Genomic DNA, 25,489 nt, shown 5'->3' with positions numbered 1-25,489 from the left:
CCTGATCAAAAACGTTATAAGATTCGTCTAAACAGATAAAAAATGATATAACAAACGGGATCAATCCAACGTCAGGTTAAATTCATCTTTCAGTTTTCCCAGAACAGGATTGACACTGAGCAAATGTTCAAACTTCTCAGTAGAAGTATAAGCCAGATGTTTTTCGTTTGCCTCAATGATACGGACACGCATCTGAATCCGTGTATTTTTAAGCTGTACACGCAAATAGTTAAGCAGATCGACACAGCCGTTACTTAACTCATCCTGCTGTCCCGGATTATGCACACCCACCTCGAAAAAGTAATTTTCCTGCAAAACCGGCTTGCAATTTATCATCGTATTCTTTAGATACACCTTCTTATCTATACTTGCAGCATAAGCATCCCAAACACGAACCAACTCGTCCTCACCGAAAGGTGTTACCACTTCCTGAACAGCCTGCGTATTTTGTTGTACTGTTTGATTTTTAGGTTTTTCCACACCGATCTCCTTCAACGATGTCCCCAAATGAGGAGGACGATTCGCTTTTTTAGGCGGTGCAGCCGAAGGGCTCTGCGGAATAACGGTTGCCGAAGAAGGCATGTTTGTTGCTATCACACGGCCATTATCGTTACCCTGATTAACCGGTTGTTGCGGATAAGGCTGACCGGGTTGAACCGGCTGACGGGCAGGTTGTCCCTGATTAACCGGCTGCGCACCTTGACTAACAGCTTGTCCCGGAGAGCCGGAAGCAATAGGTTCAATCAGTCCTTTTTTTTTATCGTCTACCGCTTGCCCGGCATTGCTAAGCTGGCATAGCTGGATAAGGGTCAATTCAAGCAGCAGCCGTTTGTTACGACTGGCCCGATAGTTCAAATCACAAGTATTGGCCAGTTCGATCGCCTTAAACAACAATTGATCCGGACAACGTTTTGCCATCTCTTTATAACGCTCACGGATGGAAGCGCCCACCTCAAACAAGATCAGCGTAGCTTCATCCTTGCAGACCAGCAGGTCACGGAAATGAGCTGCCAGACCGGTAATGATATTCTGCCCATCGAACCCTTTGCTCAATATTTCATTCAGCGTCAGGATAGACGAACGGACATTTCCGGCCAAGATCGAATCTGTCAGGCGGAAATAATATTCATAGTCCAGTACATTCAGGTTATCGATTACAGCCTGATAAGTGATATTACCATTGGTAAAGCTGACCACCTGGTCAAAAATAGACAAAGCATCGCGCATACCGCCATCGGCTTTCTGGGCAATAACGTTCAATGCTTCCGGTTCTGCCGTTACATTCTCCCGGGAAGCGACATATTCCAGATGTTCTACCATATCGGCAATCGATATGCGGGAAAAATCATATATCTGGCAACGCGACAGAATAGTCGGAAGAACTTTATGTTTCTCGGTAGTTGCCAAAATAAACAAGGCATGGTGAGGCGGTTCTTCCAGCGTTTTCAGGAACGCATTGAAAGCGGCCGAGCTCAACATGTGCACCTCATCGATGATGAATACTTTATATTTACCGATTGCCGGCGGAATACGCACCTGATCGATCAGCGAACGGATATCGTCTACCGAGTTGTTGGAGGCTGCATCCAGTTCATGAATGTTATAGGAACGTTGTTCGTTGAAAGCCTGACAGGATTCGCACTCGTTGCAGGCTTCTCCATCGGCTGTCGGAGTCAGACAGTTGATCGTCTTCGCAAAGATTCGTGCACATGAAGTTTTTCCGACACCACGCGGTCCGCAAAACAGATAGGCATGAGCAAGCTTGTTACTTTGTATTGCATTTTTTAGTGTAGTGGTAAGAGACTTTTGCCCTACGACACTACGGAAAGTAGAGGGGCGGTATTTTCTTGCCGATACAATATAATTGTCCATTCTTTGCTTTTTTTTTGACAACACAAAGATATACAAAATAATTCATTTACCTTTGCAAAAACGAAGTTCCATGTCACGCATAAAAGACTTTTACAACAAGTATCTTTCCAGGATAAACGCCTACTGGCTGGTTATCATCGGATTCTTGATCCTTACTTTCACAGTGGGCGACAGCAACTTGTATAAACGCTATACGTACGATGAAAAGATACGCAGCCTGGAAAAAGAGATCAAACATTATCAGAAAGAAATCGAGATAAACAGTAAGAAACTGAACGATCTTCATACCGACAAAGAGGGTCTGGAACGCTTCGCCCGTGAAGAGTATTTCATGAAGAAGCCGAATGAAGACGTCTATATCATCAAAAAGAAATAATGAATCAAAAAGCAAGAACAATCATTTTCAGTATTGCCGGATTACTGATACTGGCAGGTGCAATCCTATTCCTGACCAAATGGTTTTTGGCTCCTTATCTGTTTGCCGTTGGAGCGGCAGGTATGGCAGTCTGCCACCTGACTCTCTCCACTAAAGATATGGAGTTTCGCGAACGCAGGTTACACCGTTTCAACGTGATTGCCTCCGTCCTGATGATCTGTGCATCCGGTCTGATGTTCAAAGATATGAAAGAGTGGATTATCTGCCTGACAATTGCAGCGGTACTGCAGCTCTATTCATCATTCGTTTCCGGAAAGCAACAAAAATAATCCCTTCCATTTTTCCCCACTCTGTTTTATAATGTGGGGAATTTCACCCACATATATGGGGAGATAACCCCATTGTAGTGGGGAACTTTACCCACCTAAGTGGGTATTATTCTCTACATAACTATAAAAAAAACGGAATGACATAAAAAAAGCCGTTGCAATATAATGCAACGGCTTTTTTGTATATCGTTAGATACTGCTTATTTTCCGGTTGAATAGCTTTTATTCAATAAGTCGATCAGCTCGTTGGTAATATCATAAGAGTCACCGGCTAACAGAATATTATCTTCAGCTGTATTGCTGAAAATCACCTGATATCCTTTTTCTTTATTGTACACTTTTAATTTAGAAACTACAGTGTCACGCAGTTGTTCGTTCAACTTCTGACGTTCCATCAGCAAATCTTGTGACAGTTTTGCATCCAGGTCTTTTAATTCCTGTTCTTTTTTCATCAGACGTTCCTGCTCCTGCTGAGCTCTTTCGCGAGTAAGGAAAGCGTTATTTTCCATTTTACGATAAAATTCCTGTACTTCGGTCTGTAAAGTCCGTGCCTGCTGTGTTACATTAGCACGTGAATTTTCTTCTTTTTTCAAGAGCTGTTCATTCAAGTCCTTGAAATAGTTATAATTAAGCAAAAGTGAATCTACATTGACATAGGCAATAGGAAGTAAGTTTATGGAATCACCTTCTCCTGATGCAAATGTTTTTGTAACTGTTGATTCTTTCTTGTCGGAGAATTGCATAACGAACAATATCACGACAGCCACCGCGAGCACACCATTAATTACGTAGTTAATGTTCTTCATAAAGTGTAAATTAAATCCTTATTTTATTCTTCTATTTCTTTTACTCTATCATATAGATTCTTTTGCTTCGCCTGTTCGCGGTCTTGTGTCTTGGCACAATGTATACCTTTTTTACCCAGTGCTCTGTTGCCTCCGACATGTGTATTCGGGAATCTTCCTCCCTTCTTGAATATCACTTTTATTGCAAGCAACACAACACAAATAACAAGAATTATGACCGTAAGCAATATCGTTGTAAGCATTTTCTCTATATTTGTGGACGCAAATATAAGAGTTTAAGTGATTATAAAGTATCTTTTTGGTATTTAATTCTACTTTTTTTCATACACAACTCGGAAAACGATCACATTATTAACTATATAGTAATAACTATAATATATTGTAACATTATGAAGATTACTGACTTAAAGCCTGAAATCGTTTGGAAGTTCTTCCATCAGGTAACACAAGTGCCCCGCCCTTCAAAGAAGGAAGGCAAAATGATCCAGTTTCTGGAAACGTTCGCAAAAGAGTATAAAATCGCTATAAAGAAAGATGCTGCAGGAAATATCCTGATGTCGAAGCCTGCAACGCCCGGAAAAGAGAACCTCCCGGTTGTTGTGCTTCAGTCGCATATGGATATGGTTTGCGAGAAAAATAACGGTACTGCACATGATTTTGACAACGATCCGATCGAAACAATTGTTGACGGTGACTGGTTGCGTGCAAACGGAACAACACTCGGTGCCGACAATGGTATCGGTGTAGCTGCCGAACTCGCTATCCTGGCTTCCGATGATATCGAACACGGGCCGATAGAATGCCTGTTTACGGTTGATGAAGAAACAGGCCTGACAGGAGCTAAAGCGCTTGAAAAAGGGTTTATGACAGGCGAAATCCTGTTAAACCTGGATAGCGAAGATGAAGGCGAAATCTTTATGGGTTGTGCCGGAGGAAAAGATACACAAGCTGTTTTCCATTATGAACCGCTTGCCACTTCCCCCAACATGCAATATTTCCGTATTGATGTGAAAGGCCTGAATGGCGGTCACTCCGGTGGCGAGATCCATAAAGGACTGGGTAATGCCAATAAGATACTGGTTCGTTTCTTATTCTTAATGCAGCAGCAGTTTGATTTTGCTCTTTGTTCTATTGACGGAGGAAACCTGCGCAATGCGATTGCCCGCGAAGCACATGCTGTAGTCGGTTTGCACCCGGAAGATAAAGAGAAAGTACGCGTTATGCTGAATCATTTTGCTGCTGACGTTGAAAATGAGCTGAAACATGTAGATCCGAATGTACAGTTGGTAATGGAATCGGCCGATCAGCCTGCAACACGCATCGATACTGAGACTACCCAAAAACTGATCTACTCGCTGCATGCCTGCCCACACGGTGTGATCGGTATGAGCCATGATATCGAAGGTCTGGTGGAAACCTCCACTAATCTGGCTTCAGTTAAAATGAAAGAAGGCAACACAATCGTGGTCGGAACCAGCCAACGCAGTTCCATTGAATCATGCAAGATCGCAGTTGCAAACCAGGTTGCTGCCACTTTCCTGCTGGCAGGAGCTAAAGTAACTCATGGCGATGGCTATCCGGGATGGGCGCCGAACCCGGATTCTAAAATTCTGAAAGTAGCACAGGAATCTTACAAACGTCTATTCAACAAGGATGCCAAGATCATGGCTATCCACGCCGGACTGGAATGTGGTTTATTCCTCGAAAAATATCCTAATCTGGATATGATTTCTTTCGGGCCGACATTAAGAGACGTTCACTCTCCGAACGAACGGATCGAAATTAAGACCGTAGGTTTATGGTGGGCTCATCTTTTGGAATTATTAAAAAGCATCCCGGCAAAATAAACTTTAATATTTCACGTTATAGAAAGAGGATTAACACTTTGACCGTGTTTTTCCTCTTTTTTTATGTTAATGCCTGAAAACTTTCTTTATAAATGGTTTGTTTATTGAGAAACAAGAACACAAAGGCATATATTTTAACATTCAGAGAAAATGAAAAAGATTACCGCGCCGTTGCTCATAGTATTTACCATATTACTCAACCTGTTGGCTGGATGCGACGGGCTGGACGAAAACTATTCGACCAATCCGAATCATCGGTTGAGTTTCTCTACGGATACATTATCATTCGATACTGTTTTCACAACTATTGGTTCAGCAACGAAACAATTCATGGTTTACAACAGAAACGACCAACCACTAAACATTGAGAGAGTTATTCAAGCATCACCTGCTACCAGTGGGTTCCGCATTAATGTAGACGGACGTAAAGGAGACAACTTCGATAACGTTCGGATAGCCGGCAAAGACAGTCTGTACATCTTTGTAGAAGTAACTGTCAATCCGAACGGAAAAGATCAGCCACTATTGGTTCAGGACTCGATCGTATTCTTCTTTAACGGGGTTAAACAATCCGTTCTGCTGGAAGCATGCGGACAGGATGTCAACCTGATCAAGGGGGGAAAAGTATTGACGGAAGATACTAAACTTACTGCCGAACGTCCCTACCTTATATATGACAGTCTGACTATCGACGAAGGTGTAACCGTAGAGATTGAAGAAGGAGCAGGTTTCTACATGCATGACAAAGCTAAAATAATTTCAAAAGGAACTATCATAGCCAATGGCACGATGGATAAACCGATCGTTTTCCGTGGCGACCGTCTTGATTTCATATTGAATGATCTGTTACCCTACGACCGGACACCCGGACAATGGGAAGGTATTATATTCAAACAGGAAAGTTTTGACAATGTATTTAATAATGTAATAGTACGCAACGGAAACAACGGCATTTATTGTGAACCTTCTGATCCGGAAAAGTCAAAACTGAAGATCAACAATTCACAGATTACCAACATGGACGGTTTTGCTTTCAAAGCGATCAACAGTAATATAGAAGCGACAAACAGTGAGTTTACAAACGCTACAGCTGACGTCGTTTTACTAGCAGGAGGCAAATACAGTTTCACTCATTGTACAATTGCCAACTACATGACTCTAAAGAAACGAAACTCACCTTCTGATGGGAAAGAAGATAATAGCTATACATTAAGCCTCCTCACCGACTACAACTCTGTATCATATAATATGGAACAGGCCTATTTTGATAATTGCATAATAGATGGAAACCACTCTGCAGGAAAGAATCTGGAAAGCGGAGAACTGAGAATTAAACTTGGAACGATTTTGCAAAGCAACAATCAAAATTATCAGTTTAATCACTGCGTTATAAAATTGCAGGAGATGAAAGACGACAAGTTCAAAGATATCATCTTTGTCACAGAAAAAGATGAAAACAAGATGGAATATAGAATGACAGGCGGAGATAAGAATAAATATATGTATGATTTCCGTCCTGACAAAGAGACAACACCCGGTGTCGGCAAAGCTGATCTCTTTGTTACACAAAAGTATCCTATCGACCGTTATGGCGTTAACCGTCTCACAAACGACGGCCCCGATATCGGTGCTTACGAATATGTACCAAAGGAAGAAGACAAATAAAAACAATCAGATATGATCAAAACCTTAACTATCATTATTTACGTTTTATCATTCATCACGCAGCCCATAAGTGCCCAGCTTGATTTCAGAGTGATGAGCTATAATGTCGAGAACCTGTTCGACACCAACGATAATCCGGATAAAAACGATAATGATTTCCTTCCAACCGGAAATCGCCACTGGACACGCGGACGTTATTATCACAAACTTCAACAGATAGCCAAAGTAATCAGTGCTGCCGGCGAATGGAGCACTCCGGCTTTGGTCGGACTCTGCGAAGTGGAAAATGACTCTGTATTGATTCACCTTCTCAACCGGACACCGCTAAAGATGCAACATTATCACTATTGTATGACGCACGGCTCCGACACCAGAGGTATCAACACGGCTCTCCTTTACCAACGGGATAAATTCGGATATATAGGACATCAGGAGCATCCGGTAATCTTTACCCGCAAACAACATAAACACACCCGCAATATCCTCCATGTATGGGGAAAAGTTTTGACTTCGGATACATTAGATATCTTCGTCTGTCACCTTCCCTCCCGCTACGGTGGAGAAAAAGAAAGCGAAGCAGACCGCTTTGATGCCGCCCGTACTTTGCGAAACCTTTGCGATTCGCTGATGCAAATCCGTGCGACTCCGCAATTACTTATCATGGGAGACTTTAACGATACGCCCGAAAACAGCAGTATCACCCGGATTCTATCCGCACACCCCGTTAGCACAGCCCCCGACGCATCTTCCCTTTATAATCTTTTTGCAGACCGCCATACGCTTAATTTCCCGGGAACTCATAAATACCAGGGAGAATGGAGCCAGCTCGACCAGATCATCGTCTCCGGAAATCTGATCGATAAAGAATCACGTATGTACGTCATCCCCGAAAGTATCCGGATATTTACTCCCGAATTTCTATTCACCAAAGACAAAACCTGGCACGGCAATCGTCCGGCACGCACCTACTACGGTTTCAAATATGAAGGAGGCTATAGCGATCATTTACCCCTTATTACCGACTTTTTACTATCTTTGCCTATCGAAGATTGAATAAAAAGAAGATATGAAGATACATCATATATTGGTAGGATTCTGCTTTTTAACCGGAATTACAACCGTCACAGCGAAAGCTCAACAACTTAGAAAGCCAATGGATATTCCTGTCCTTTTAAGTGGGAATTTCGGAGAACTGAGAAGCAACCATTTCCATTCCGGAATAGACTTCAAAACACAGGGCGTAGAAGGGAAACCGATCCATTCCGTACAAGACGGATATGTCTCGCGTATCTCGGTCAGCCCGTGGGGATACGGAAACGGTTTATATATCACCCATCCGGACGGAACGACGACCGTTTACGGTCATTTACAAAAATTCTCCGGCAAAATAGCGGCTTACGTCAAAGAAAAGCAATACGAACAGGAAAGTTTCAATGTAAACCTGACGCTCACACCGGAAGAACTACCAGTAAAAGAGGGTGAGCTAGTTGCCCTGAGTGGAAATACAGGAAGTTCCGGTGGCCCGCATCTTCACTTTGAAGTACGCGACACGGAAACAGAAGAGCCGATGGACCCGATCGATTATTATAAAGACCTGATACAAGACACTCGTCCTCCGCAAATACAGGGAATCATGGTCTACCCTATGCCAGGAAAAGGTGTAGTAAACGGTAGCCGGCGGAAACTGGAACTTAAACCGGTAACGGCAAAAAACGGCAAGCAAACACTGACCGGCAAAATCGAAGCATGGGGTGAGATCGGCCTTGCCGTAAAAGGATACGATTACATGGACAACACCACTAATATATATGGTATCAGGGATATTACACTTATGGCCGACAGCCAGGTGATCTTCCGAAGTGACCTGAATCGTTTTGCCTTCGATGAAACCCGGTACCTGAACAGTTTTACCGATTTTGAAGAATGGAAAGAGCACCGTTCGTTCTATATAAAGAGCTTTGTCGATCCGGGCAACCGTCTCCGCTTTATCGAAAGCGTCAAACGGGGAATCCTGACAATCGACGAACCGCGCACCTATCATCTGACCTACCGCCTGGCGGATGCCTTCGGCAACACGACGCAACTATCCATCCGGATAGAAGGGAAAGAACAGCCAATTCCTGAAATTGATACAGACAACACGGAATTATTCCATTGGTGGAGCGACAACCGTTTCGGAGCTAAAGGAATCCGGCTGGCAATCCCCAAGGGAAATCTTTATGACGACCTGTATTTCCGTTACACGGTCAAAGAAGACAGCACCGCTTTAGGAGCAACACATACATTACACAACAAACCGGTCGCCCTGCATAAATCGGCCAAGTTATCCTTACGGCTACAAACCGATACGCTTGAAAACAAACAACAATATGGAGTCGTACGCATACTGAACGGGCGCAGATCGTGGACAGGAGGAGTTTACCGCAACGGATGGATCGATGCCGACATCAAAGAACTGGGAACTTACTCACTCGGACAAGACATTGTACCTCCTACCATTACCCCTCTCAATCCGGCGACATGGGTTAGTAAACAAGCCATTTCGTTCAGGCTATCCGACAATCTGAGCGGCGTACAAACCTATCGGGGAGAAATAGACGGACAATACGTTCTTTTTGAGATGAATAGCCGTTCCGTCATCACTTACCACTTCGACAAAGAGCGCCTGACAAGAGGAAAACACACATTGAAACTGGATGTAACAGATGCCTGCGGAAATCAATCATCTTATACATATCCGTTTACGTGGTAAAAAAGAACTTTTCTTTTTTCTTGAAAATAAGGACACGAGCCATTGTTTAAATCAATTAATTTGTATCTTTGTTTTCTCGATAACTTAAGAAATAACATATATATTAAATGCAAGATATTTGGGTATGGAAAACAACGAACTGTTAGAAATGGTAAGAAGCAAAGCGCAAAGCTGGCTTACTAAAAGTTATGATGCCGAAACAAAAGCACAAGTTCAGGCTCTGCTGGACAACGAAGACCCGACAGAACTGATCGAATCGTTCTACAAAGACCTTGAATTCGGAACTGGAGGCTTAAGAGGTATTATGGGAGTAGGTACCAACCGTATGAACATCTATACTGTAGGTGCTGCCACTCAGGGACTGTCAAACTACCTGAAAAAAGAATTTTCAGGACTTGACCAGATCAAAGTCGTTATCGGCCATGACTGCCGTAACAACAGCCGCAAGTTTGCCGAAATATCGGCAGATATCTTCTCTGCCAACGGTATTAAAGTGTACATGTTCGAAGATCTTCGTCCGACTCCGGAAATGTCTTTTGCAATCCGTAAACTGGGATGTCAGAGCGGTATTATCCTGACAGCTTCCCACAATCCGAAAGAATATAACGGCTATAAAGCTTACTGGGACGACGGCGCACAGATGATCGCTCCGCACGACCGTAACACAATTGCCGAAGTTAACAAGATCCGTAATGCCAGCGATATCAAATTCAAAGGCAATAAGGAACTGATCGAAATTATCGGTAAAGAAATAGATAATCTGTATATCGACGCTTTGACTACAATTTCCCTTTCACCGGAAGCAATCAAACGTCATCACGATATGAAGATCGTTTACACTCCGATCCACGGGACAGGTGTACAGATCATTCCGGATACATTGAAAGCATTCGGATTCACAAACGTAATCCATGTCCCCGAACAGGATGTGGTAAGCGGTGATTTCCCTACAGTTGTTTCTCCGAACCCGGAAGAACCGGCTGCTTTGGCAATGGCTGTTGAAAAAGCAAAAGAAACAGATGCCGACCTGGTACTGGCTTCAGACCCGGATGCCGACCGTGTAGGTGCTGCCGTTAAGAATAATGACGGCGAATGGGTATTGCTGAACGGTAACCAGACAGCCTTGATGTTCGTTTATTACCTGATCACACGCTGGAAAGAACTAGGCAAAGTAAACGGTAAGGAATACATTGTAAAAACAATCGTTACAACCGAACTGATCCGCACGATAGCAGAACGCAACGGCGTTGAATTATACGACGTTTACACCGGTTTCAAATGGATTGCCGACGTAATGAAGAAAAACGAAGGCAAGAAGAACTATATCGGTGGCGGTGAAGAAAGCTACGGTTTCCTTTGTGAAGACTTCGTTCGCGACAAAGATGCTGTTTCTGCATGTGCTATCCTGGCTGAAATTGCCGCATGGGCCAAAGACCAGGGCATCACAATGTACCAGTTATTACAGAACATCTACGTACAATACGGTTTCTCAAAAGAAAAAGGTATCTCTGTTGTAAAGAAAGGCAAGAGCGGTGCTGAAGAAATCGAAGCAATGATGAAGAACTTCCGTGAAAACCCGTTGCAGGAAATTGCAGGTTCTAAAGTGTCTTTGTTCTACGATTACGCTTCACTGAAAGGTTACAGCTATATTGACAAGGAAACAATCACTTTGGATATGCCGACAACTTCCAATGTGCTGCAATATTTCACAGAAGACAACACGAAAGTTTCCATCCGTCCTTCCGGAACAGAGCCGAAGATCAAATTCTACTGCGAAGTTCACTCTAAGGTGAAAAGCCTGGAAGATCTGCCTGAAGCAGAAAAAGCGGCTGAAGAAAAGATCAACCAGATCAAAGTATCTCTGGGCATCTGATCAGAGAGTTGATTTAAAATATAACGGGGCAGGAAGTATTACTTCTTGCCCCGTTTCTTTTTCTAAAGATTATCCTTTCCAAAGCAAAGGGGTAAAAGGGAAGCCGCACTCGGGGCCACCATCACATCCTTCGTCCCGCAAAGCAATACTTTTACAGGTTTTCCATATCGTTGCTCCGTTTCGAGCAATACCTGCCGGCAAGCACCGCAAGGCGAAATACTTTCCACCTGCTTTCCTCCCGTTGCCGCAGCTATTGCCAGAGCAATGACCGGAATATCCGGATACTGGTGTCCGGCATGGAATAAAGTAACCCGCTCGGCACATAATCCGGAAGGATAAGCGGCATTTTCCTGGTTACTTCCCGTCACAATCGTACCGTCAGCCAGCAAAGCCGCGGCACCGACATGGAATTTGGAGTAAGGCGCATACGATTGTTCCGTCGCTTTCAATGCGGCATGAACCAAAGGTAGTTCTTCATCCGGCACTTCATTCAGGGGATAAACAGTAATCTTAGTTTCCAGTCTGATTTCTTTCATAGGATCAATTATTAGATAAACAAAGATAGTAAATTTGTATCTTTGCCGGATAAATTACAAATAAATCCATCTCAGGATATGCAAATCTCTTTACTCACACCCGATAAAGACCCGATGGGCGCGGCTATTTCCGATTATTATGCAAACGGAAAAGCAACTAAACTCCGTGTATTCTCTTCTATGTTCGATGAAGATGAGATCCCGGTGAAACAATTATTCCGTAACTTCGATGAAATGCCGGAGGCAGAGCGAGAAGCGCTCCGCATAAGTACGGGTAAAATCCTGGACGTGGGAGCCGGTAGCGGATGCCACTCGCTAGCCCTGCAGGAAATGGGAAAAGAGGTAAAGGCTATCGATATATCCCCGCTTTCAATAGAAACCATGCAGAAAAGAGGTGTGAAAGACGTTGCCCTGCAAAACTTCTTCAGCCAACAATTTACCGGTTCGTTCGATACGATCCTGTTATTGATGAACGGTTCGGGAATTGTCGGCAGGATCGCTAATCTTCCGATCTTCTTTCAAACGATAAAAAGACTGCTTGCTCCGGGTGGATGCGTTCTAATGGACTCTTCAGACCTGCGCTACCTGTTCGAAGACGAAGACGGAAACCTCGATATCGACCCTGAAGACGATTATTACGGCGAAGTAGATTTCCGTATGCAATACAAAAACATCAAAGGCGATAGCTTCGACTGGCTGTACATAGATTTTCAAACGCTCAGCCTTCATGCTGCCAACAATGGGTTTAAAGCGGAGATGATAAAAGAGGGGGAACATTTTGACTATCTGGCCAAAATCCACCGGATATAGACTAGTATTTTATAGATTATTTTGAAGTAATATATCCCCAGCTTCATTATCTTTGCGAAAATAAATACTTTAGAGGACTCATTTTATGAAATTAACGATACGGATTATTTGCCTGTTATTTTTTATTACAACATTCGCGGAAGCTGCTACCCAGCGCAAAGTACCTTCCTACGAAAAGTATATAAAAACCTATAGCGACTTGGCCGTACAACACCAAAAGAAATATAAAATCCCCGCCAGTATCACACTGGCACAGGGGCTTCTCGAATCCGGAGCCGGACAAAGCGACCTGGCACGGCGTTCGAACAACCATTTCGGCATCAAATGTCATTCCGACTGGCGGGGTGGACGCGTTTACCATGACGACGACCTGCGCGGCGAATGCTTTCGCAAATACAAACGGGTGGAAGATTCATACGAAGACCATTCCAAGTTCCTGCTACGTTCGCGCTACGAACGGTTGTTCGATCTGAAAATAACAGACTATAAAGGCTGGGCCAGAGGTCTGCAAAAATGCGGTTATGCTACCGATCGCGCTTATGCCAACAAATTAATCAAAGTGATCGAAGATTACGAACTCTATCGTTATGACACGGGTAAAGGGCATAAAATATCACAAAAAGAAAGAGAAAAACAGAAATATCCTAAACTGAGATACACCATATACAGGACATTCGGCCTGTTGTATGTATATGCCAAGGAAAACGACAGCTTCGACCGGATCGCACAAAGCCTGGACTTTAAGGTCAAAGACCTGAAGAAGTTCAATGAAGTACCCGAAGACTTCCCGTTGCAGAAAGGCGATATCGTCTATCTGGAAAAGAAGAAAAAGAAGGCCGACAAGCCTTATTACGACCATGTTGTACAGATCGGAGAATCTATGCATAGTATCTCCCAGAAATACGGAATACAAATCAAGAGCCTGTATAAGATAAATAAAAAAGACAAAGATTACATTCCTGAAGAAGGAGATGTACTAAAACTTAGATAAGTAAGACAAAAAAATAGTATCTTTGCGGCCAAATACGTAAAAACAATGAGTGACCAACGTTACAACCTGCGCGGTGTATCCGCTTCAAAAGAAGATGTTCACAATGCAATAAAGAACATCGACAAGGGAATATTCCCTAAAGCATTTTGTAAGATCATCCCCGATATATTAGGCGGTGATCCTGAATATTGCAACATTATGCACGCTGACGGAGCCGGAACAAAATCATCCCTGGCTTACATGTACTGGAAAGAAACCGGTGACTTGTCTGTGTGGAAAGGTATTGCACAGGATGCACTGATCATGAACATCGACGACCTGCTGTGCGTGGGCGCAGTCGATAATATCCTTGTTTCATCCACCATCGGACGTAACAAGCTCTTAATTCCCGGAGAAGTTATCTCGGCAATCATCAACGGTACAGACGAACTGCTGGCCGAATTGCGTGAAATGGGCGTTGGCTGTTATGCCACCGGCGGCGAGACTGCCGATGTAGGCGACCTGGTTCGCACAATCATTGTAGACAGCACCGTGACCTGCCGCATGAAACGGGCAGACGTTGTTGACAACAGCCGAATAAAGGGTGGCGACGTCATTGTCGGCATGGCCTCTTATGGACAAGCCTCTTATGAAAAAGAATATAACGGCGGAACAGGCAGCAACGGTTTGACCTCTGCCCGTCACGACGTATTTGCCAAATATCTGGCTGAGAAATATCCGGAAAGCTATGATGCTGCCGTTCCCGACGAATTAGTTTATTCGGGCGGGCTGAAGCTGACCGACAAGATCGAAGAACTGGGTATCGATGCCGGTAAACTGGTATTATCCCCCACCCGCACATACGCGCCGGTAATCAAAGTGTTACTGGACAAACTGCGTTCTGAGATCCACGGGATGGTACATTGTTCAGGCGGTGCACAAACCAAAGTAATGCATTTCGTAGAAAACAAGCGTGTGACAAAGAACAACCTGTTCCCTGTCCCACCCCTCTTCCGTATCATTCAGGAACAAAGCGGAACCGACTGGAGCGAAATGTATAAAGTGTTCAACATGGGACACCGCATGGAAATATACCTGTCGCCCGAACATGCAGAAGAAGTGATCGCGATTGCCAAAAGCTTCAACATTGATGCACAAATTGTAGGCTTCGTAGAAGAAGCGGATAAGAATGAATTGATTATTGAAAGCGAAAAAGGTCGCTTCATATATTAATCTGATAAATGGCTGATAATATATTAGGAAGACTAGACGGACTGGTAAGCCGTTTTGAAGAGGTCGGAACACTTATTACCGACCCGGCAGTGATTGCCGATATGAAACGGTTTGTTAAACTCAATAAAGAGTACCGCGATCTGGAGAAGATCGTGGCTACCCGAAACGAATATGTCAATACACTGAATGGCATAAAAGAAGCACGGCAGATGCTTGACACGGAGCAGGATCCCGAAATGAGGGAGATTGCGCGCGAAGAGCTCGAAGCCTGCAATGCCCGTATCCCGGAACTGGAAGAAGAAATCAAACTGCTGCTTGTTCCGAGCGATCCCGAAGACGACAAGAATGCGATCGTTGAAATACGTGGCGGAACGGGAGGCGATGAAGCTGCCCTTTTTGCCGGCGACCTCTATCGCATGTACATGAAATACTGCGAAACCAAAGGTTGGAAAGTCGCCTTGTCGAGTTGTAGCGAAGGTTCATCGGGCGGATACAAAGAAATCATTTTCACCGTTAGCGGTGAGAAAGCATATGGCACACTTAAATATGAATCGGGCGTGCACCGTGTTCAACGTGTGCCCAGTACCGAAACCCAGGGACGTGTTCATACATCTGCTGCCACGGTAGCAGTACTTCCCGAAGCGGATGAATTTGATGTTGAAATCAACGAAGGTGAAATTAAGTGGGATACTTTCCGCTCAGGTGGTGCCGGTGGACAGAATGTGAACAAGGTAGAGTCGGGCGTACGTTTGAGGTATGTCTGGAAAAATCCGAACACCGGCGTAAGCGAAGAGATCCTGATCGAATGTACGGAAACGCGCGACCAACCGAAAAATAAAGAACGGGCCCTTACACGCCTGCGTTCTTTCATATATGACAAAGAACATCAGAAATACCTCGACGACATTGCCAACAAACGTAAGACAATGGTTTCGTCGGGCGACCGATCCGCGAAGATCCGTACATACAATTACCCGCAGGGACGTATTACAGATCATCGTATTAACTACACGATTTACAATCTGTCTGCTTTCATGGACGGCGATATACAAGCCTGCATCGACCAACTGACTGTTGCCGAAAATGCAGAACGCCTGAAAGAAGCCGAATTATAACAATTTCATTATTTGACACGAAACAAGATGAACAAGCAACAATTATTCGAGAACATCAAAAAGAAACAATCCTTCCTTTGCGTCGGATTGGATACAGATATAAAAAAGATCCCGCAGCATTTACTTTCTGAAGAAGATCCGATCTTTGCTTTCAACAAAGCGATCATCGATGCTACCGCCGATTATTGCGTAGCTTACAAACCGAACCTGGCTTTCTACGAAAGTCTGGGCGTAACAGGTATGCTTTCTTTCGAAAAGACTGTCGCTTACCTGCGCGAGAACTATCCGGATCAGTTCATCATTGCCGATGCAAAACGCGGTGATATCGGTAACACATCCGAAATGTATGCCCGCTCTTTCTTCGATCATATCAAGGTAGATGCCGTAACGGTTGCTCCTTATATGGGTGAAGACAGCGTGAAACCGTTCCTGATCTATCCGGAAGCCTGGGTGATCCTACTGGCATTGACATCGAACAAAGGCTCACAGGATTTCCAGATGACAGAAGATGCCAACGGCGAACGTCTGTTCGAAAAAGTACTGAAGAAGTCGCAAGATTGGGCTACCGACGAACAAATGATGTATGTTGTCGGTGCTACGCAGGGAAAAATGTTCCTTGATATCCGTAAGTATGCCCCCAATCATTTCCTGCTGGTTCCGGGTGTCGGAGCACAGGGAGGCAGCCTTCACGAAGTGGCTCAATACGGGATGAACGACGAATGTGGCCTGTTGGTCAACTCTTCCCGTGCGATCATTTATGCTGATAAATCAGAAAATTTTGCCTCATTTGCCCGCAAAGCAGCAGGGGAAGTACAGCGTGAAATGGCAGGATATCTGCATGATAAGGGAATTATTCCCTGCAAAGCATAGGCTATCCCAATTATTTTCACCATTTTTGCAAACTGCTTTATTCTTAGTGGAGCAGTCTCAATTCAAATACAATTAACAAAATAAGTAATGGAGTTATCAGCCCAACAAATAGCGGACTTTCTTGGCGGAACCGTGGAAGGCAATCCTGAAGTGAAAGTCAGCAACTTCTCAAAAATAGAAGAAGGACAACCCGGAACATTATCATTCCTGGCCAATCCTAAGTATGAACAATATATCTATAATACGGAAGCTAGCATTGTACTGGTGAATAACGACTTTTCTCCGGCTGAACAAATTACAGCAACTTTGGTTAAAGTTGAAAATGCATACGCTGCTCTTGCCATGTTACTCAACCTGGTAGAACAGTCGAAACCGAAAAAAGCCGGAGTATCTTCGGCTGCCTTTATTGCAGCCTCGGCTACATTGGGAGAAGATTGCTATGTCGGCAATTTTGCCTATATCGGAGAAAACGTAAAGCTGGGTAAGAACTGCCAGATATTTCCTAACGCATACATCGGTGATGGTGTTACCATTGGAGATAACTGCATCCTCTACCCGCATACAACCATATACAACGGATGTAAAATCGGAAACAACTGTATCCTGCACGCCGGTTCGGTGATCGGTTCGGACGGTTTCGGTTTTGCTCCCGAAGGAGAGAATTACAAGAAGATCCCGCAGTTGGGTAATGTTGTCCTGGAAGACAATGTCGAAGTGGGAGCCAATACGACCATCGACCGTGCCGTAATGGGCTCGACCATCATTCATCGTGGCGTGAAGCTGGACAACCTGGTTCAGATTGCCCACAACGTTGAAGTAGGCGAAAATACAGTAATGGCAGCCCAGGTAGGTATCGCCGGATCGGTAAAGATCGGTAGCCATTGTATGTTTGGCGGACAGGTCGGCCTGGCAGGACATATCCATATTGCCGACCATGTGGTATTCGGTGCGCAATCGGGTGTAATCAGCGACATCAAGGAAGCCAAAACGGTATTAGGTGCCCCGGCCATCGACGCGAAAAACTTCATGCGCTCGAGTGCCGTATTCAACCGCTTGCCGGATATGTACCGCACACTCGGACAGTTGCAACGCGAGATCGAACAATTAAAGAAAGAAATCAATAAATAATATACGTATGCAGAAACAAAAGACGCTAGCCAAGAGTTTCTCGATGCAAGGTAAAGGCTTGCATACCGGACTGGATATCCAGATAACGTTCAATCCGGCACAGGAAAACCACGGGTACAAAATTAAACGTGTTGACCTGGAAGGACAACCTGTTATCGATGCACTGGCAGAAAACGTGGCCAGTACACAACGAGGCACTGTTCTCTCTAAGAACGGTATCCAGATCAGCACTGTTGAACACGCAATGGCAGCTTTATATGCCTACGAAATCGACAACTGCCTGATCGAAGTAAACGCTCCCGAATTCCCTATCCTGGACGGTAGCTCACGTTTCTTCACCGAAGAAATTCAGAAAGCCGGCATCGTTGAACAGAACGCGCCGAAAGATTATTACATCGTAAAACATAAGATCGAAGTAAAAGACGAAGAGACAGGTTCTTCACTTATCATCCTTCCGGACGAAAAGTTCAGTGTAAACGTACTGATCTCCTTCGACTCTCCTGTATTGTCCAATCAGTTCGCCACCCTGAACGACCTGAGCGAGTTCCCGACCGAACTGGCTGCTTCACGTACATTTGTCTTTGTCCGCGAAGTGGAAATGCTCCGTCAGAACAACCTGATCAAAGGAGGCGACCTCGACAATGCAATCGTTATCTACGACCAGAAGATGCCGCAGGAAACGTTGGACAAACTGGCTGACGAACTGGGCATTCCTCATAAAGACGTGCACGAGTTGGGCTATATCAACAACAAACCGTTGGTATTCGACAACGAGCCGGCACGCCACAAACTGATCGACGTGCTGGGTGACCTGGCTTTGATCGGCAAACCTATCCGCGGACGCATCATTGCCACCCGCCCGGGTCATAAGATCAACAACCAGTTGGCGCGTATGATCCGCAAAGACATCAAATTAAACGAAGTACAGGCTCCGATCTACGATCCGAATGCAGAACCGATCATGGATATTAACCGTATCCGCGAACTGCTTCCCCACCGTTATCCGTTCCTGCTGGTCGATAAGATCATCGAGATTGGCGGTGACTATATCGTCGGAATTAAAAATATCACAACGAACGAACCGTTCTTTACCGGACACTTCCCCCAGGAACCCGTTACACCGGGCGTACTGCTGGTTGAAGCAATGGCACAGACAGGTGGTTTGCTTGTATTGAATTCTGTTGACGAACCGGAACGTTATTCTACTTATTTCATGAAGATAGATGGCGTGAAGTTCCGCCAGAAGGTAGTGCCGGGAGATACATTGATCCTGCGTCTGGAACTGCTGGCTCCTATCCGCCGCGGTATCTCCACTATGAAGGGTTACATCTTCGTGGGCGACAAGTTGGTTTGCGAAGCTGAATTTATGGCTCAGATTATCAAAAATAAATAATAATAGAAAGAAGAAGGCAATGAATCAATCCCCTTTAGCAGTCGTACATCCCGAAGCAAAGATCGGTCAGAATGTAACGATAGATCCTTTTGCAGTGATTGAAAAGGATGTAGTAATAGGCGACAATTGTCACATTTATTCACACGCAGTCATTCTCGACGGGGCCAGAATAGGAAACGGTTGTTCCATCTTCCCGGGAGCTGTAATTGCCGGTATTCCACAAGACCTGAAGTTCAACGGAGAGCAAACAACCGCAGAAGTAGGTAACAATACCACTATCCGCGAGTGCGTTACGATCAACCGTGGAACAGCGTCGAAGGGTAAAACCGTAGTCGGAAACGATTGCCTGATCATGGCATACTCTCATATCGCTCACGACTGCGTACTGAAAGATCATATCATCATCGGGAATGCTTCCCAGATAGCCGGAGAAGTGGAGATTGACGATTTTGCTATTGTCAGCGGCGGCAGCCTGGTTCACCAGTTCACCCGCATATCCAAGCATGTGATGGTTCAGGGCGGTTCCCGCATCGGAAAAGACATTCCGCCTTATACCCTGATCGGCCGCGACCCGATCGTTTACTGCGGTATCAATATCGTAGGATTACGTCGCCGCGGATTTACCAACGAGCAGGTCTTCCTCATCCAGGATATCTATCGTACATTATATACCCGCGGACTGAACAACACGGAAGCATTGAAAGCGATCGAAACAGAATACGAACCCAGCGTAGAAAGAGATCTGATACTCAACTTTATCAAGACTTCTGAACGCGGTATCGTAAGAGGTTCCATCGACGAGTAAACGATAGGAAAAACAAACGATTTCAGAGGGCTGTCAACTCCTTGCGGGGTTAACAGCCCTTTTGTTTTACATTACTCAATTTGCAAACTTCTTTTTTTATATCGTTATATGTTGGTTTTGATATTTTTTACTACTTTTGAACCAACAAAAAACTAAAAAGACTATGGTATTTAGATTCCTCATTCTATCAGACGAAGTAGATGACTTCAAACGCGAGATCAAGATTGACGCGGAAGCTACCTTCCTCGATCTCCACGACGCCATCCTGGATTCGGTTGGTTACACGAAAGATCAAATGTGCTCTTTCTTTATTTGTGACGACGACTGGAGCAAGAATACGGAAATTACATTGGTTGAAATGGACACCACTTCAGAAGTGGATAATTATATAATGGGTGATACCCGTCTGGAAGAACTCCTTGAGGACGAACACCAGAAACTAATGTTCGTTTTCGACTATATGACCGAACGCGCTTTCTTCATGGAACTTCGTGAAATTGAGCCGGGTAAAGACCTCGACCAGGCAATTGTCAGCAAATCGATCGGTCTACCTCCCACTCAGACTGTCGACTTCGACGAGTTTGACGCTAAAAGTGCGACGACTGATATCGGTGAAGATTTCTACGGTGATTCTGAATACGACATCGACGAACTGGATAAAGGCGGTTTCGAAGGCTTAGGCGACGGGCCGATGGAAAATCCGTACGACGACGAGCGTTTTTAATTAATGAATTCCCTTGTCATATTACTAGGGCCGACAGGAGTCGGAAAGACGGAACTGAGCCTGCGCATAGCAGAACATTTCGGTTCGCCTATCATTTCCTCCGACTCCCGTCAGCTATATAAAGACCTGCCTATCGGTACAGCTGCCCCCACCCCGGAGCAAATGGCAAGAGTAAAACACTATATGGTCGGCACACTCGACCTGACAGACTATTACAGTGCCAGCAACTTTGAAGAAGACGTTATCTCCCTGCTTAACACACTTCACCAGACGACCCCTACGGTTGTCATGACCGGTGGTTCCATGATGTATATCGATGCCGTATGCAAAGGGATCGACGACATTCCAACCGTTACCCCCGAAATACGTGAAGCCATTTACGCCCAGTTCGAACGCGAAGGCCTGGAGCAGATCCTTGCCGAACTGAAGGAAGCAGATCCGGTTCATTACGACGAAGTAGACCGCATGAACTACAAGCGGGTAATCCATGCCGTCGAAATCTGCCGCATGACCGGAAAGCCTTATTCTTCTTTCCGTACCAATATAAAGAAAGAGCGTCCCTTTAAAATCATCAAAATAGGATTGACCCGCGATCGTGACGAGTTATGCGACCGTATCAACCGCCGTGTCGACCAGATGATGGCCGACGGATTACTGGAAGAAGCCCGCAAAGTATATCCTTACCGCCACCTTAACTCACTCAACACAGTCGGCTACAAAGAACTGTTCAACTATTTCGACGGAGAATGGTCGCTTGACTTTGCCGTAGAAAAAATCAGACGCAACTCCCGCGTTTACGCCCGCAAACAAATGACCTGGTTCAAACGGGACGAAGAGATTGAATGGTTCCATCCGGAAGATGAAACAGAGATCCTGAATTCTATCGAGAAAAAGTTATAAAACCAGACTTCGACATCTGACACATCCATACTTATACCAAATCTCTGCCTTCATCCTTCACCAAAGGCTAAAAGCTATTTTATATTTTAGTGAATAAATAATAATCCAGGAGTAAGTTCTTACGGAACTATGGTTTATTTGTGGCAAATATATGAAATATTTATTTAATCATGTTTCATTATTAAAAAATACACACATAAAGAGGAATGTTTTTTAACACATTCTTATTTATAACTCTGAAAAAGCCCTACTATTTCTCCCCTCAACTCAATATTCATTGGCTCTAGCAAGATAAATTCCATCTAAAGGAAGAGTTTCGCCATAGTTCCGTAAGAACTGTGGTTTACATAAATCCTAAATGCCAAATCTAAAAGGTAAACACCGTTTTGGTTCATGGGAAGGGAATATTTAAACATCAAATATTATTTTTAATCTAAATTTCCATGCGAAAAAAATTAAACTTAGTTAGCTTTATTCTACTGGTGGGAACATTAGCTTCCCCAGGAACAACTTTTGCCGGGACTACACCGGCAGAGCCTAATACCAGTATTTCCCAACAAACGGGAAGAGTGACATGTGTTGTGGAAGATGCCCTAGGCCCTGTAACCGGAGCATCTGTGATCGTGAAGGGGACAACAACAGGCAATGTATCCGATACCGACGGTAAGGTTGTTTTAGAAGGCCTAAAACGCGGAGACATCATTCAGGTTTCTTTCGTCGGTTACATCACACAAGAGATTCCCTATACCGGACAGGCAAATATCAAGATCGACCTGAAAGAAGATTCTCAAGCTTTGGAAGAAGTTGTTATCGTTGGTTACGGCGTTCAGAAAAAAGAAAGTTTAACGGGTGCTTTGCAAACCCTGAAAGAAGAGAAACTGACCGACATTACAACCCCTTCAGTTGAAAACATGCTAAATGGTAAGGTATCAGGAGTGTACGTAGCCCCGGGTTCCGGACAGCCGGGTTCAAGCGGTGCAGTTGTGGTACGCGGTAAAGCGACATTAAGTGGTTCGACAGCTCCACTTTGGGTAATCGACGGTGTGATCGTTGGAGACGGTGCCGGATTACTGAATCCTTCGGACATTGAAACTATGACTATCCTGAAAGATGCTGCTTCTACCGCCATCTATGGTTCGGAAGGGGCAAACGGTGTTATCCTTATTACAACCAAAGCGGCCAAGAGCGGCAAGATACAGATAAACGCTTCTGCCAAACTAGGTATCAGCACGTTGAACAACGGGAAACTGGAAATGATGAATGGAGCGGAACTATATGACTACTACGCCTCTTTCAACAATCCGGAAATGGTTGCTTTCCCTCGCTGGAACTCGGAATTGCGTAACTCCAATTTTGATTGGTGGGATCTGGCCACACAATCCGGTTTTACACAAGATTATAACATATCACTCTCAGGAGGAAACGACCAGCTTAGTTCATACTTCTCTGTCGGATACTACGACGAAGAGGGAGCTGTAAAAGGATACGACTATTCGCGCTACACCTTCCGCTATCGTTCAAACTATAAACCATTCAAATGGTTGACTATTAAACCTTCTGTTTCAGGAGCAATGCGTACGGTAGAGGATGCACAGTATTCCGTTACATCTATGTACTCCATGTTTCCGTGGGACAGTCCTTATAAAGAAAACGGCGAATTGGTTCCCGACCGTTACCAAGGATGGGTCAACAGCCAGCAGACAAACTACCTGAACGATCTTTCGTATGGCAATCATACTGATTATAAGACTTACGAGTTCCTTGGTAACTTGGATTTCGATATTAAGATTACAGATTGGTTGACATTCCGTTCAGTAAACAGTTTCCAATACACAAATTATTATTATCAATCATATAGCGATCCGCGAAGCAATGGAGCCTCCGGCGTAAATGGTCGTATCGAAGAATACCAAAGCAATACGAGCCGCCGCTATACCAACCAGTTGTTGAACTTCAACAAAATGTTTGGCAAACACTCGGTAGATGCCGTATTGGCTTACGAGTTCAAAGACTATCAAGGAAAAGCCATCAAGGCTATAGGAACAGGGTTCGCTCCTGGATTTGAGGTGCTGGATGTAACTGCCTTACCTGAAAAAGTGGGAGGAAGCCTAACTGAATCGGCAGTTCAATCTTACTTCTTCCGCGGAAACTACTCATACGATAACCGTTATGTGGCAGAGCTATCTCTTCGTCGCGACGGAGCATCCAACTTCGGTTCAGACGCCCGTTATGGTAATTTCTATTCAGTTAGTGGTGGCTGGAATATCAGTCGTGAACATTGGTTCAATGCAAAATGGGTAGACGCACTCAAAGTTCGTGCTTCATACGGTATCATGGGTAACCGCCCGGGTGATTATTATCCGCAATATGCCCTTTATTCAATTTCAGCCAACTATGATGGCATACCGGGTACATTGATCAGCCAAGTCGGCAATCCGAACTTAACTTGGGAAGAAACAGCCACATTCGGTATCGGCGTGGATGCCAACTTGTTTAATAACCGCCTGCGCATCGTATTCGATTACTATAATAAGTACACGACAGACGTACTTTACAAGACCCCGCTATCTGGTCTTACAGGTGTAACCAGTCGTTGGCAAAATATTGGTGAAATCAGTAACAAAGGTATCGAACTTACTATAGGTGGTGACATTATCCGCACTAAAGACTGGAGCTGGAGCCTCGAAGCCAACGTGGGACACAACAAGAATACAGTAGAAAAGCTGTATGGAGACGATCCGAATATGGAAGTCATTATTGGCGGTGGTATCGGTATTGCCGGTGAAGCATCGAAAATTCTGAAGGTAGGCTATAGCAGTGACGCATTCTATGTAAAAGAATGGGCTGGCGTAAACCCGGAAAACGGAGCTCCGCAATGGTACACTACCGCAGAAGACGGCAGCCGTGTCATAACAGATGATTACACAAAGGCCGACCTTGTGATCAGCAAACCATCTACACCGAAACTGTTTGGTGGATTCAGCACCTCATTAAGCTGGAGAAACATTGATCTGAATGCCGTATTCGGTTTCTCTCTCGGTGGTAAGATCTATAACTATTCCCGTCAAGAATATGATGCTGACGGTACTTACACCGACCGCAACCAGATGAAATTGAAAGATGGATGGAATCGTTGGGAAAAACCTGGCGATATCGCAACACATCCTGTTCCATCTTATAATAATCAATCAAAAGCAAACAGCCCTTCCAGCCGTTATCTGGAAGATAGCGATTATCTGAAACTGCGTTCGCTTACTATTGGCTATAACCTAAGTCTGCCCAAGTATTACATCCAGAATATGCGCATCTTCTTTGCTGGTGAAAACCTGTTCACAGTCACCGGTTATTCGGGTGTAGATCCGGAAATACCAGCTAAAGCCAATGACGACGGAACAATTTCTGTTATCGGCTCTGCCGGTCCTTCAGTTTATCCGTCTACACGCAAATTCATGTTCGGTCTTAATTTAACATTCTAAACTAGCTAA

22 protein-coding genes are annotated in these 25,489 nt (G+C 44.5%); 18 read left to right on the top strand and 4 right to left on the bottom strand.

The window, feature by feature from the left end:
• Window positions 1-60: 60 nt before the first annotated feature.
• On the bottom strand, window positions 61-1,872 hold the full coding sequence (locus HMPREF1212_RS25565) for a DNA polymerase III subunit gamma/tau (protein WP_046151667.1): 1,812 nt from the start codon (window positions 1,870-1,872) through the stop codon (window positions 61-63).
• 70 nt (window positions 1,873-1,942) lie between these two features.
• On the opposite strand from HMPREF1212_RS25565, the gene HMPREF1212_RS25560 reads away from it, so the two are divergent.
• Together HMPREF1212_RS25560 and HMPREF1212_RS25555 are read left to right on the top strand one after the other, a co-directional pair.
• Window positions 1,943-2,248: an FtsB family cell division protein gene (locus HMPREF1212_RS25560; protein ID WP_028727041.1), complete on the top strand. Its 306-nt coding sequence runs from the start codon at window positions 1,943-1,945 to the stop codon at window positions 2,246-2,248.
• Window positions 2,248-2,577, top strand: coding sequence for a hypothetical protein (locus HMPREF1212_RS25555; protein ID WP_028727040.1), 330 nt, complete (start codon window positions 2,248-2,250; stop codon window positions 2,575-2,577). The genes HMPREF1212_RS25560 and HMPREF1212_RS25555 overlap by 1 nt, the downstream gene beginning before the upstream one ends.
• A 200-nt stretch (window positions 2,578-2,777) precedes the next feature.
• Here HMPREF1212_RS25555 and HMPREF1212_RS25550 read toward each other — a convergent pair whose 3' ends face one another.
• Together HMPREF1212_RS25550 and HMPREF1212_RS25545 are read right to left on the bottom strand one after the other, a co-directional pair.
• Window positions 2,778-3,383: an OmpH/Skp family outer membrane protein gene (locus HMPREF1212_RS25550; protein ID WP_028727039.1), complete on the bottom strand. Its 606-nt coding sequence runs from the start codon at window positions 3,381-3,383 to the stop codon at window positions 2,778-2,780.
• A gap of 23 nt (window positions 3,384-3,406) precedes the next feature.
• Window positions 3,407-3,625, bottom strand: coding sequence for a hypothetical protein (locus HMPREF1212_RS25545; RefSeq protein WP_028727038.1), 219 nt, complete (start codon window positions 3,623-3,625; stop codon window positions 3,407-3,409).
• A gap of 147 nt (window positions 3,626-3,772) precedes the next feature.
• Between HMPREF1212_RS25545 and HMPREF1212_RS25540 the strand changes: the two genes are divergently transcribed.
• The 5 genes from HMPREF1212_RS25540 (at window position 3,773) to HMPREF1212_RS25520 (ending at window position 11,520) form a co-directional block, all read left to right on the top strand.
• Window positions 3,773-5,230 (top strand): aminoacyl-histidine dipeptidase, encoded by a 1,458-nt coding sequence (locus HMPREF1212_RS25540; RefSeq protein WP_046151666.1) that lies wholly within the window; start codon window positions 3,773-3,775, stop codon window positions 5,228-5,230.
• A 150-nt stretch (window positions 5,231-5,380) separates the two neighbouring features.
• Complete coding sequence (locus HMPREF1212_RS25535; protein WP_046151665.1) at window positions 5,381-6,895, top strand: right-handed parallel beta-helix repeat-containing protein; 1,515 nt, start codon at window positions 5,381-5,383, stop codon at window positions 6,893-6,895.
• A 12-nt stretch (window positions 6,896-6,907) separates the two neighbouring features.
• Entirely contained in the window at window positions 6,908-7,948 is a 1,041-nt protein-coding gene (locus HMPREF1212_RS25530) for an endonuclease/exonuclease/phosphatase family protein (protein ID WP_046151664.1), read from the top strand.
• A gap of 13 nt (window positions 7,949-7,961) precedes the next feature.
• Window positions 7,962-9,647, top strand: a complete 1,686-nt coding sequence (locus HMPREF1212_RS25525) for a M23 family metallopeptidase (RefSeq protein ID WP_046151663.1) — start codon at window positions 7,962-7,964, stop codon at window positions 9,645-9,647.
• A gap of 124 nt (window positions 9,648-9,771) precedes the next feature.
• The gene (locus HMPREF1212_RS25520) at window positions 9,772-11,520 is read left to right on the top strand and encodes a phospho-sugar mutase (protein ID WP_046151662.1); all 1,749 of its coding nucleotides are present in this window, start codon (window positions 9,772-9,774) and stop codon (window positions 11,518-11,520) included.
• A 62-nt stretch (window positions 11,521-11,582) separates the two neighbouring features.
• On the opposite strand, the gene HMPREF1212_RS25515 is transcribed toward HMPREF1212_RS25520, so the two are convergent.
• The gene (locus HMPREF1212_RS25515) at window positions 11,583-12,056 is read right to left on the bottom strand and encodes a cytidine deaminase (protein WP_046151661.1); all 474 of its coding nucleotides are present in this window, start codon (window positions 12,054-12,056) and stop codon (window positions 11,583-11,585) included.
• 78 nt (window positions 12,057-12,134) lie between these two features.
• Between HMPREF1212_RS25515 and HMPREF1212_RS25510 the strand changes: the two genes are divergently transcribed.
• The 11 genes from HMPREF1212_RS25510 (at window position 12,135) to HMPREF1212_RS25460 (ending at window position 25,480) form a co-directional block, all read left to right on the top strand.
• Window positions 12,135-12,866 (top strand): class I SAM-dependent methyltransferase, encoded by a 732-nt coding sequence (locus HMPREF1212_RS25510; protein WP_046151660.1) that lies wholly within the window; start codon window positions 12,135-12,137, stop codon window positions 12,864-12,866.
• Window positions 12,867-12,951: 85 nt separating this feature from the next.
• Window positions 12,952-13,857: a glucosaminidase domain-containing protein gene (locus HMPREF1212_RS25505; RefSeq protein ID WP_046151659.1), complete on the top strand. Its 906-nt coding sequence runs from the start codon at window positions 12,952-12,954 to the stop codon at window positions 13,855-13,857.
• Between the two features lie 45 nt (window positions 13,858-13,902).
• Window positions 13,903-15,069, top strand: coding sequence for an AIR synthase related protein (locus HMPREF1212_RS25500; RefSeq protein WP_046151658.1), 1,167 nt, complete (start codon window positions 13,903-13,905; stop codon window positions 15,067-15,069).
• Between the two features lie 8 nt (window positions 15,070-15,077).
• A complete protein-coding gene (gene prfA / locus HMPREF1212_RS25495; RefSeq protein WP_028727028.1) occupies window positions 15,078-16,184 on the top strand; it encodes a peptide chain release factor 1 in 1,107 nt (368 codons plus the stop codon).
• A gap of 27 nt (window positions 16,185-16,211) precedes the next feature.
• On the top strand, window positions 16,212-17,054 hold the full coding sequence (gene pyrF / locus HMPREF1212_RS25490; RefSeq protein ID WP_046151657.1) for an orotidine-5'-phosphate decarboxylase: 843 nt from the start codon (window positions 16,212-16,214) through the stop codon (window positions 17,052-17,054).
• A gap of 87 nt (window positions 17,055-17,141) precedes the next feature.
• Window positions 17,142-18,182, top strand: a complete 1,041-nt coding sequence (gene lpxD, locus HMPREF1212_RS25485; RefSeq protein ID WP_046151656.1) for a UDP-3-O-(3-hydroxymyristoyl)glucosamine N-acyltransferase — start codon at window positions 17,142-17,144, stop codon at window positions 18,180-18,182.
• A gap of 7 nt (window positions 18,183-18,189) precedes the next feature.
• Window positions 18,190-19,575: a bifunctional UDP-3-O-[3-hydroxymyristoyl] N-acetylglucosamine deacetylase/3-hydroxyacyl-ACP dehydratase gene (locus tag HMPREF1212_RS25480; protein ID WP_046151655.1), complete on the top strand. Its 1,386-nt coding sequence runs from the start codon at window positions 18,190-18,192 to the stop codon at window positions 19,573-19,575.
• 19 nt (window positions 19,576-19,594) lie between these two features.
• Window positions 19,595-20,380: an acyl-ACP--UDP-N-acetylglucosamine O-acyltransferase gene (gene lpxA, locus HMPREF1212_RS25475; RefSeq protein ID WP_046151654.1), complete on the top strand. Its 786-nt coding sequence runs from the start codon at window positions 19,595-19,597 to the stop codon at window positions 20,378-20,380.
• A 163-nt stretch (window positions 20,381-20,543) separates the two neighbouring features.
• The gene (locus HMPREF1212_RS25470) at window positions 20,544-21,104 is read left to right on the top strand and encodes an IS1096 element passenger TnpR family protein (RefSeq protein ID WP_028727023.1); all 561 of its coding nucleotides are present in this window, start codon (window positions 20,544-20,546) and stop codon (window positions 21,102-21,104) included.
• A 3-nt stretch (window positions 21,105-21,107) separates the two neighbouring features.
• A complete protein-coding gene (gene miaA, locus HMPREF1212_RS25465) occupies window positions 21,108-22,004 on the top strand; it encodes a tRNA (adenosine(37)-N6)-dimethylallyltransferase MiaA (RefSeq protein ID WP_046151653.1) in 897 nt (298 codons plus the stop codon).
• Between the two features lie 443 nt (window positions 22,005-22,447).
• Complete coding sequence (locus tag HMPREF1212_RS25460) at window positions 22,448-25,480, top strand: SusC/RagA family TonB-linked outer membrane protein (protein WP_046151652.1); 3,033 nt, start codon at window positions 22,448-22,450, stop codon at window positions 25,478-25,480.
• Window positions 25,481-25,489 lie beyond the last annotated feature (9 nt).

It is taken from the genome of Parabacteroides sp. HGS0025, assembly GCF_000969845.1.
In the GTDB taxonomy this organism is placed as follows: Bacteria; Bacteroidota; Bacteroidia; order Bacteroidales; family Tannerellaceae; genus Parabacteroides; species Parabacteroides gordonii.
The sequence above is the reverse complement of the archived record's forward strand: the minus strand, read 5'-3'. Positions and strand labels throughout refer to the sequence as shown.

What these genes read in the sequence shown, in the direction of transcription:
- lpxA (WP_046151654.1), top strand. Translation starts at nt 19,595, where the DNA reads ATGAATCAATCCCCTTTAGCAGTCGTACATCCCGAAGCAAAGATCGGT.
- HMPREF1212_RS25530 (WP_046151664.1), top strand. Translation starts at nt 6,908, where the DNA reads ATGATCAAAACCTTAACTATCATTATTTACGTTTTATCATTCATCACG.
- HMPREF1212_RS25525 (WP_046151663.1), top strand. Translation starts at nt 7,962, where the DNA reads ATGAAGATACATCATATATTGGTAGGATTCTGCTTTTTAACCGGAATT.
- HMPREF1212_RS25500 (WP_046151658.1), top strand. Translation starts at nt 13,903, where the DNA reads ATGAGTGACCAACGTTACAACCTGCGCGGTGTATCCGCTTCAAAAGAA.
- HMPREF1212_RS25540 (WP_046151666.1), top strand. Translation starts at nt 3,773, where the DNA reads ATGAAGATTACTGACTTAAAGCCTGAAATCGTTTGGAAGTTCTTCCAT.
- prfA (WP_028727028.1), top strand. Translation starts at nt 15,078, where the DNA reads ATGGCTGATAATATATTAGGAAGACTAGACGGACTGGTAAGCCGTTTT.
- HMPREF1212_RS25535 (WP_046151665.1), top strand. Translation starts at nt 5,381, where the DNA reads ATGAAAAAGATTACCGCGCCGTTGCTCATAGTATTTACCATATTACTC.
- miaA (WP_046151653.1), top strand. Translation starts at nt 21,108, where the DNA reads ATGAATTCCCTTGTCATATTACTAGGGCCGACAGGAGTCGGAAAGACG.
- HMPREF1212_RS25550 (WP_028727039.1), bottom strand. Translation starts at nt 3,383, where the DNA reads ATGAAGAACATTAACTACGTAATTAATGGTGTGCTCGCGGTGGCTGTC.
- HMPREF1212_RS25545 (WP_028727038.1), bottom strand. Translation starts at nt 3,625, where the DNA reads ATGCTTACAACGATATTGCTTACGGTCATAATTCTTGTTATTTGTGTT.
- HMPREF1212_RS25560 (WP_028727041.1), top strand. Translation starts at nt 1,943, where the DNA reads ATGTCACGCATAAAAGACTTTTACAACAAGTATCTTTCCAGGATAAAC.
- HMPREF1212_RS25470 (WP_028727023.1), top strand. Translation starts at nt 20,544, where the DNA reads ATGGTATTTAGATTCCTCATTCTATCAGACGAAGTAGATGACTTCAAA.
- HMPREF1212_RS25520 (WP_046151662.1), top strand. Translation starts at nt 9,772, where the DNA reads ATGGAAAACAACGAACTGTTAGAAATGGTAAGAAGCAAAGCGCAAAGC.
- HMPREF1212_RS25565 (WP_046151667.1), bottom strand. Translation starts at nt 1,872, where the DNA reads ATGGACAATTATATTGTATCGGCAAGAAAATACCGCCCCTCTACTTTC.
- HMPREF1212_RS25480 (WP_046151655.1), top strand. Translation starts at nt 18,190, where the DNA reads ATGCAGAAACAAAAGACGCTAGCCAAGAGTTTCTCGATGCAAGGTAAA.
- HMPREF1212_RS25460 (WP_046151652.1), top strand. Translation starts at nt 22,448, where the DNA reads ATGCGAAAAAAATTAAACTTAGTTAGCTTTATTCTACTGGTGGGAACA.
- HMPREF1212_RS25505 (WP_046151659.1), top strand. Translation starts at nt 12,952, where the DNA reads ATGAAATTAACGATACGGATTATTTGCCTGTTATTTTTTATTACAACA.
- HMPREF1212_RS25555 (WP_028727040.1), top strand. Translation starts at nt 2,248, where the DNA reads ATGAATCAAAAAGCAAGAACAATCATTTTCAGTATTGCCGGATTACTG.
- pyrF (WP_046151657.1), top strand. Translation starts at nt 16,212, where the DNA reads ATGAACAAGCAACAATTATTCGAGAACATCAAAAAGAAACAATCCTTC.
- HMPREF1212_RS25515 (WP_046151661.1), bottom strand. Translation starts at nt 12,056, where the DNA reads ATGAAAGAAATCAGACTGGAAACTAAGATTACTGTTTATCCCCTGAAT.
- lpxD (WP_046151656.1), top strand. Translation starts at nt 17,142, where the DNA reads ATGGAGTTATCAGCCCAACAAATAGCGGACTTTCTTGGCGGAACCGTG.
- HMPREF1212_RS25510 (WP_046151660.1), top strand. Translation starts at nt 12,135, where the DNA reads ATGCAAATCTCTTTACTCACACCCGATAAAGACCCGATGGGCGCGGCT.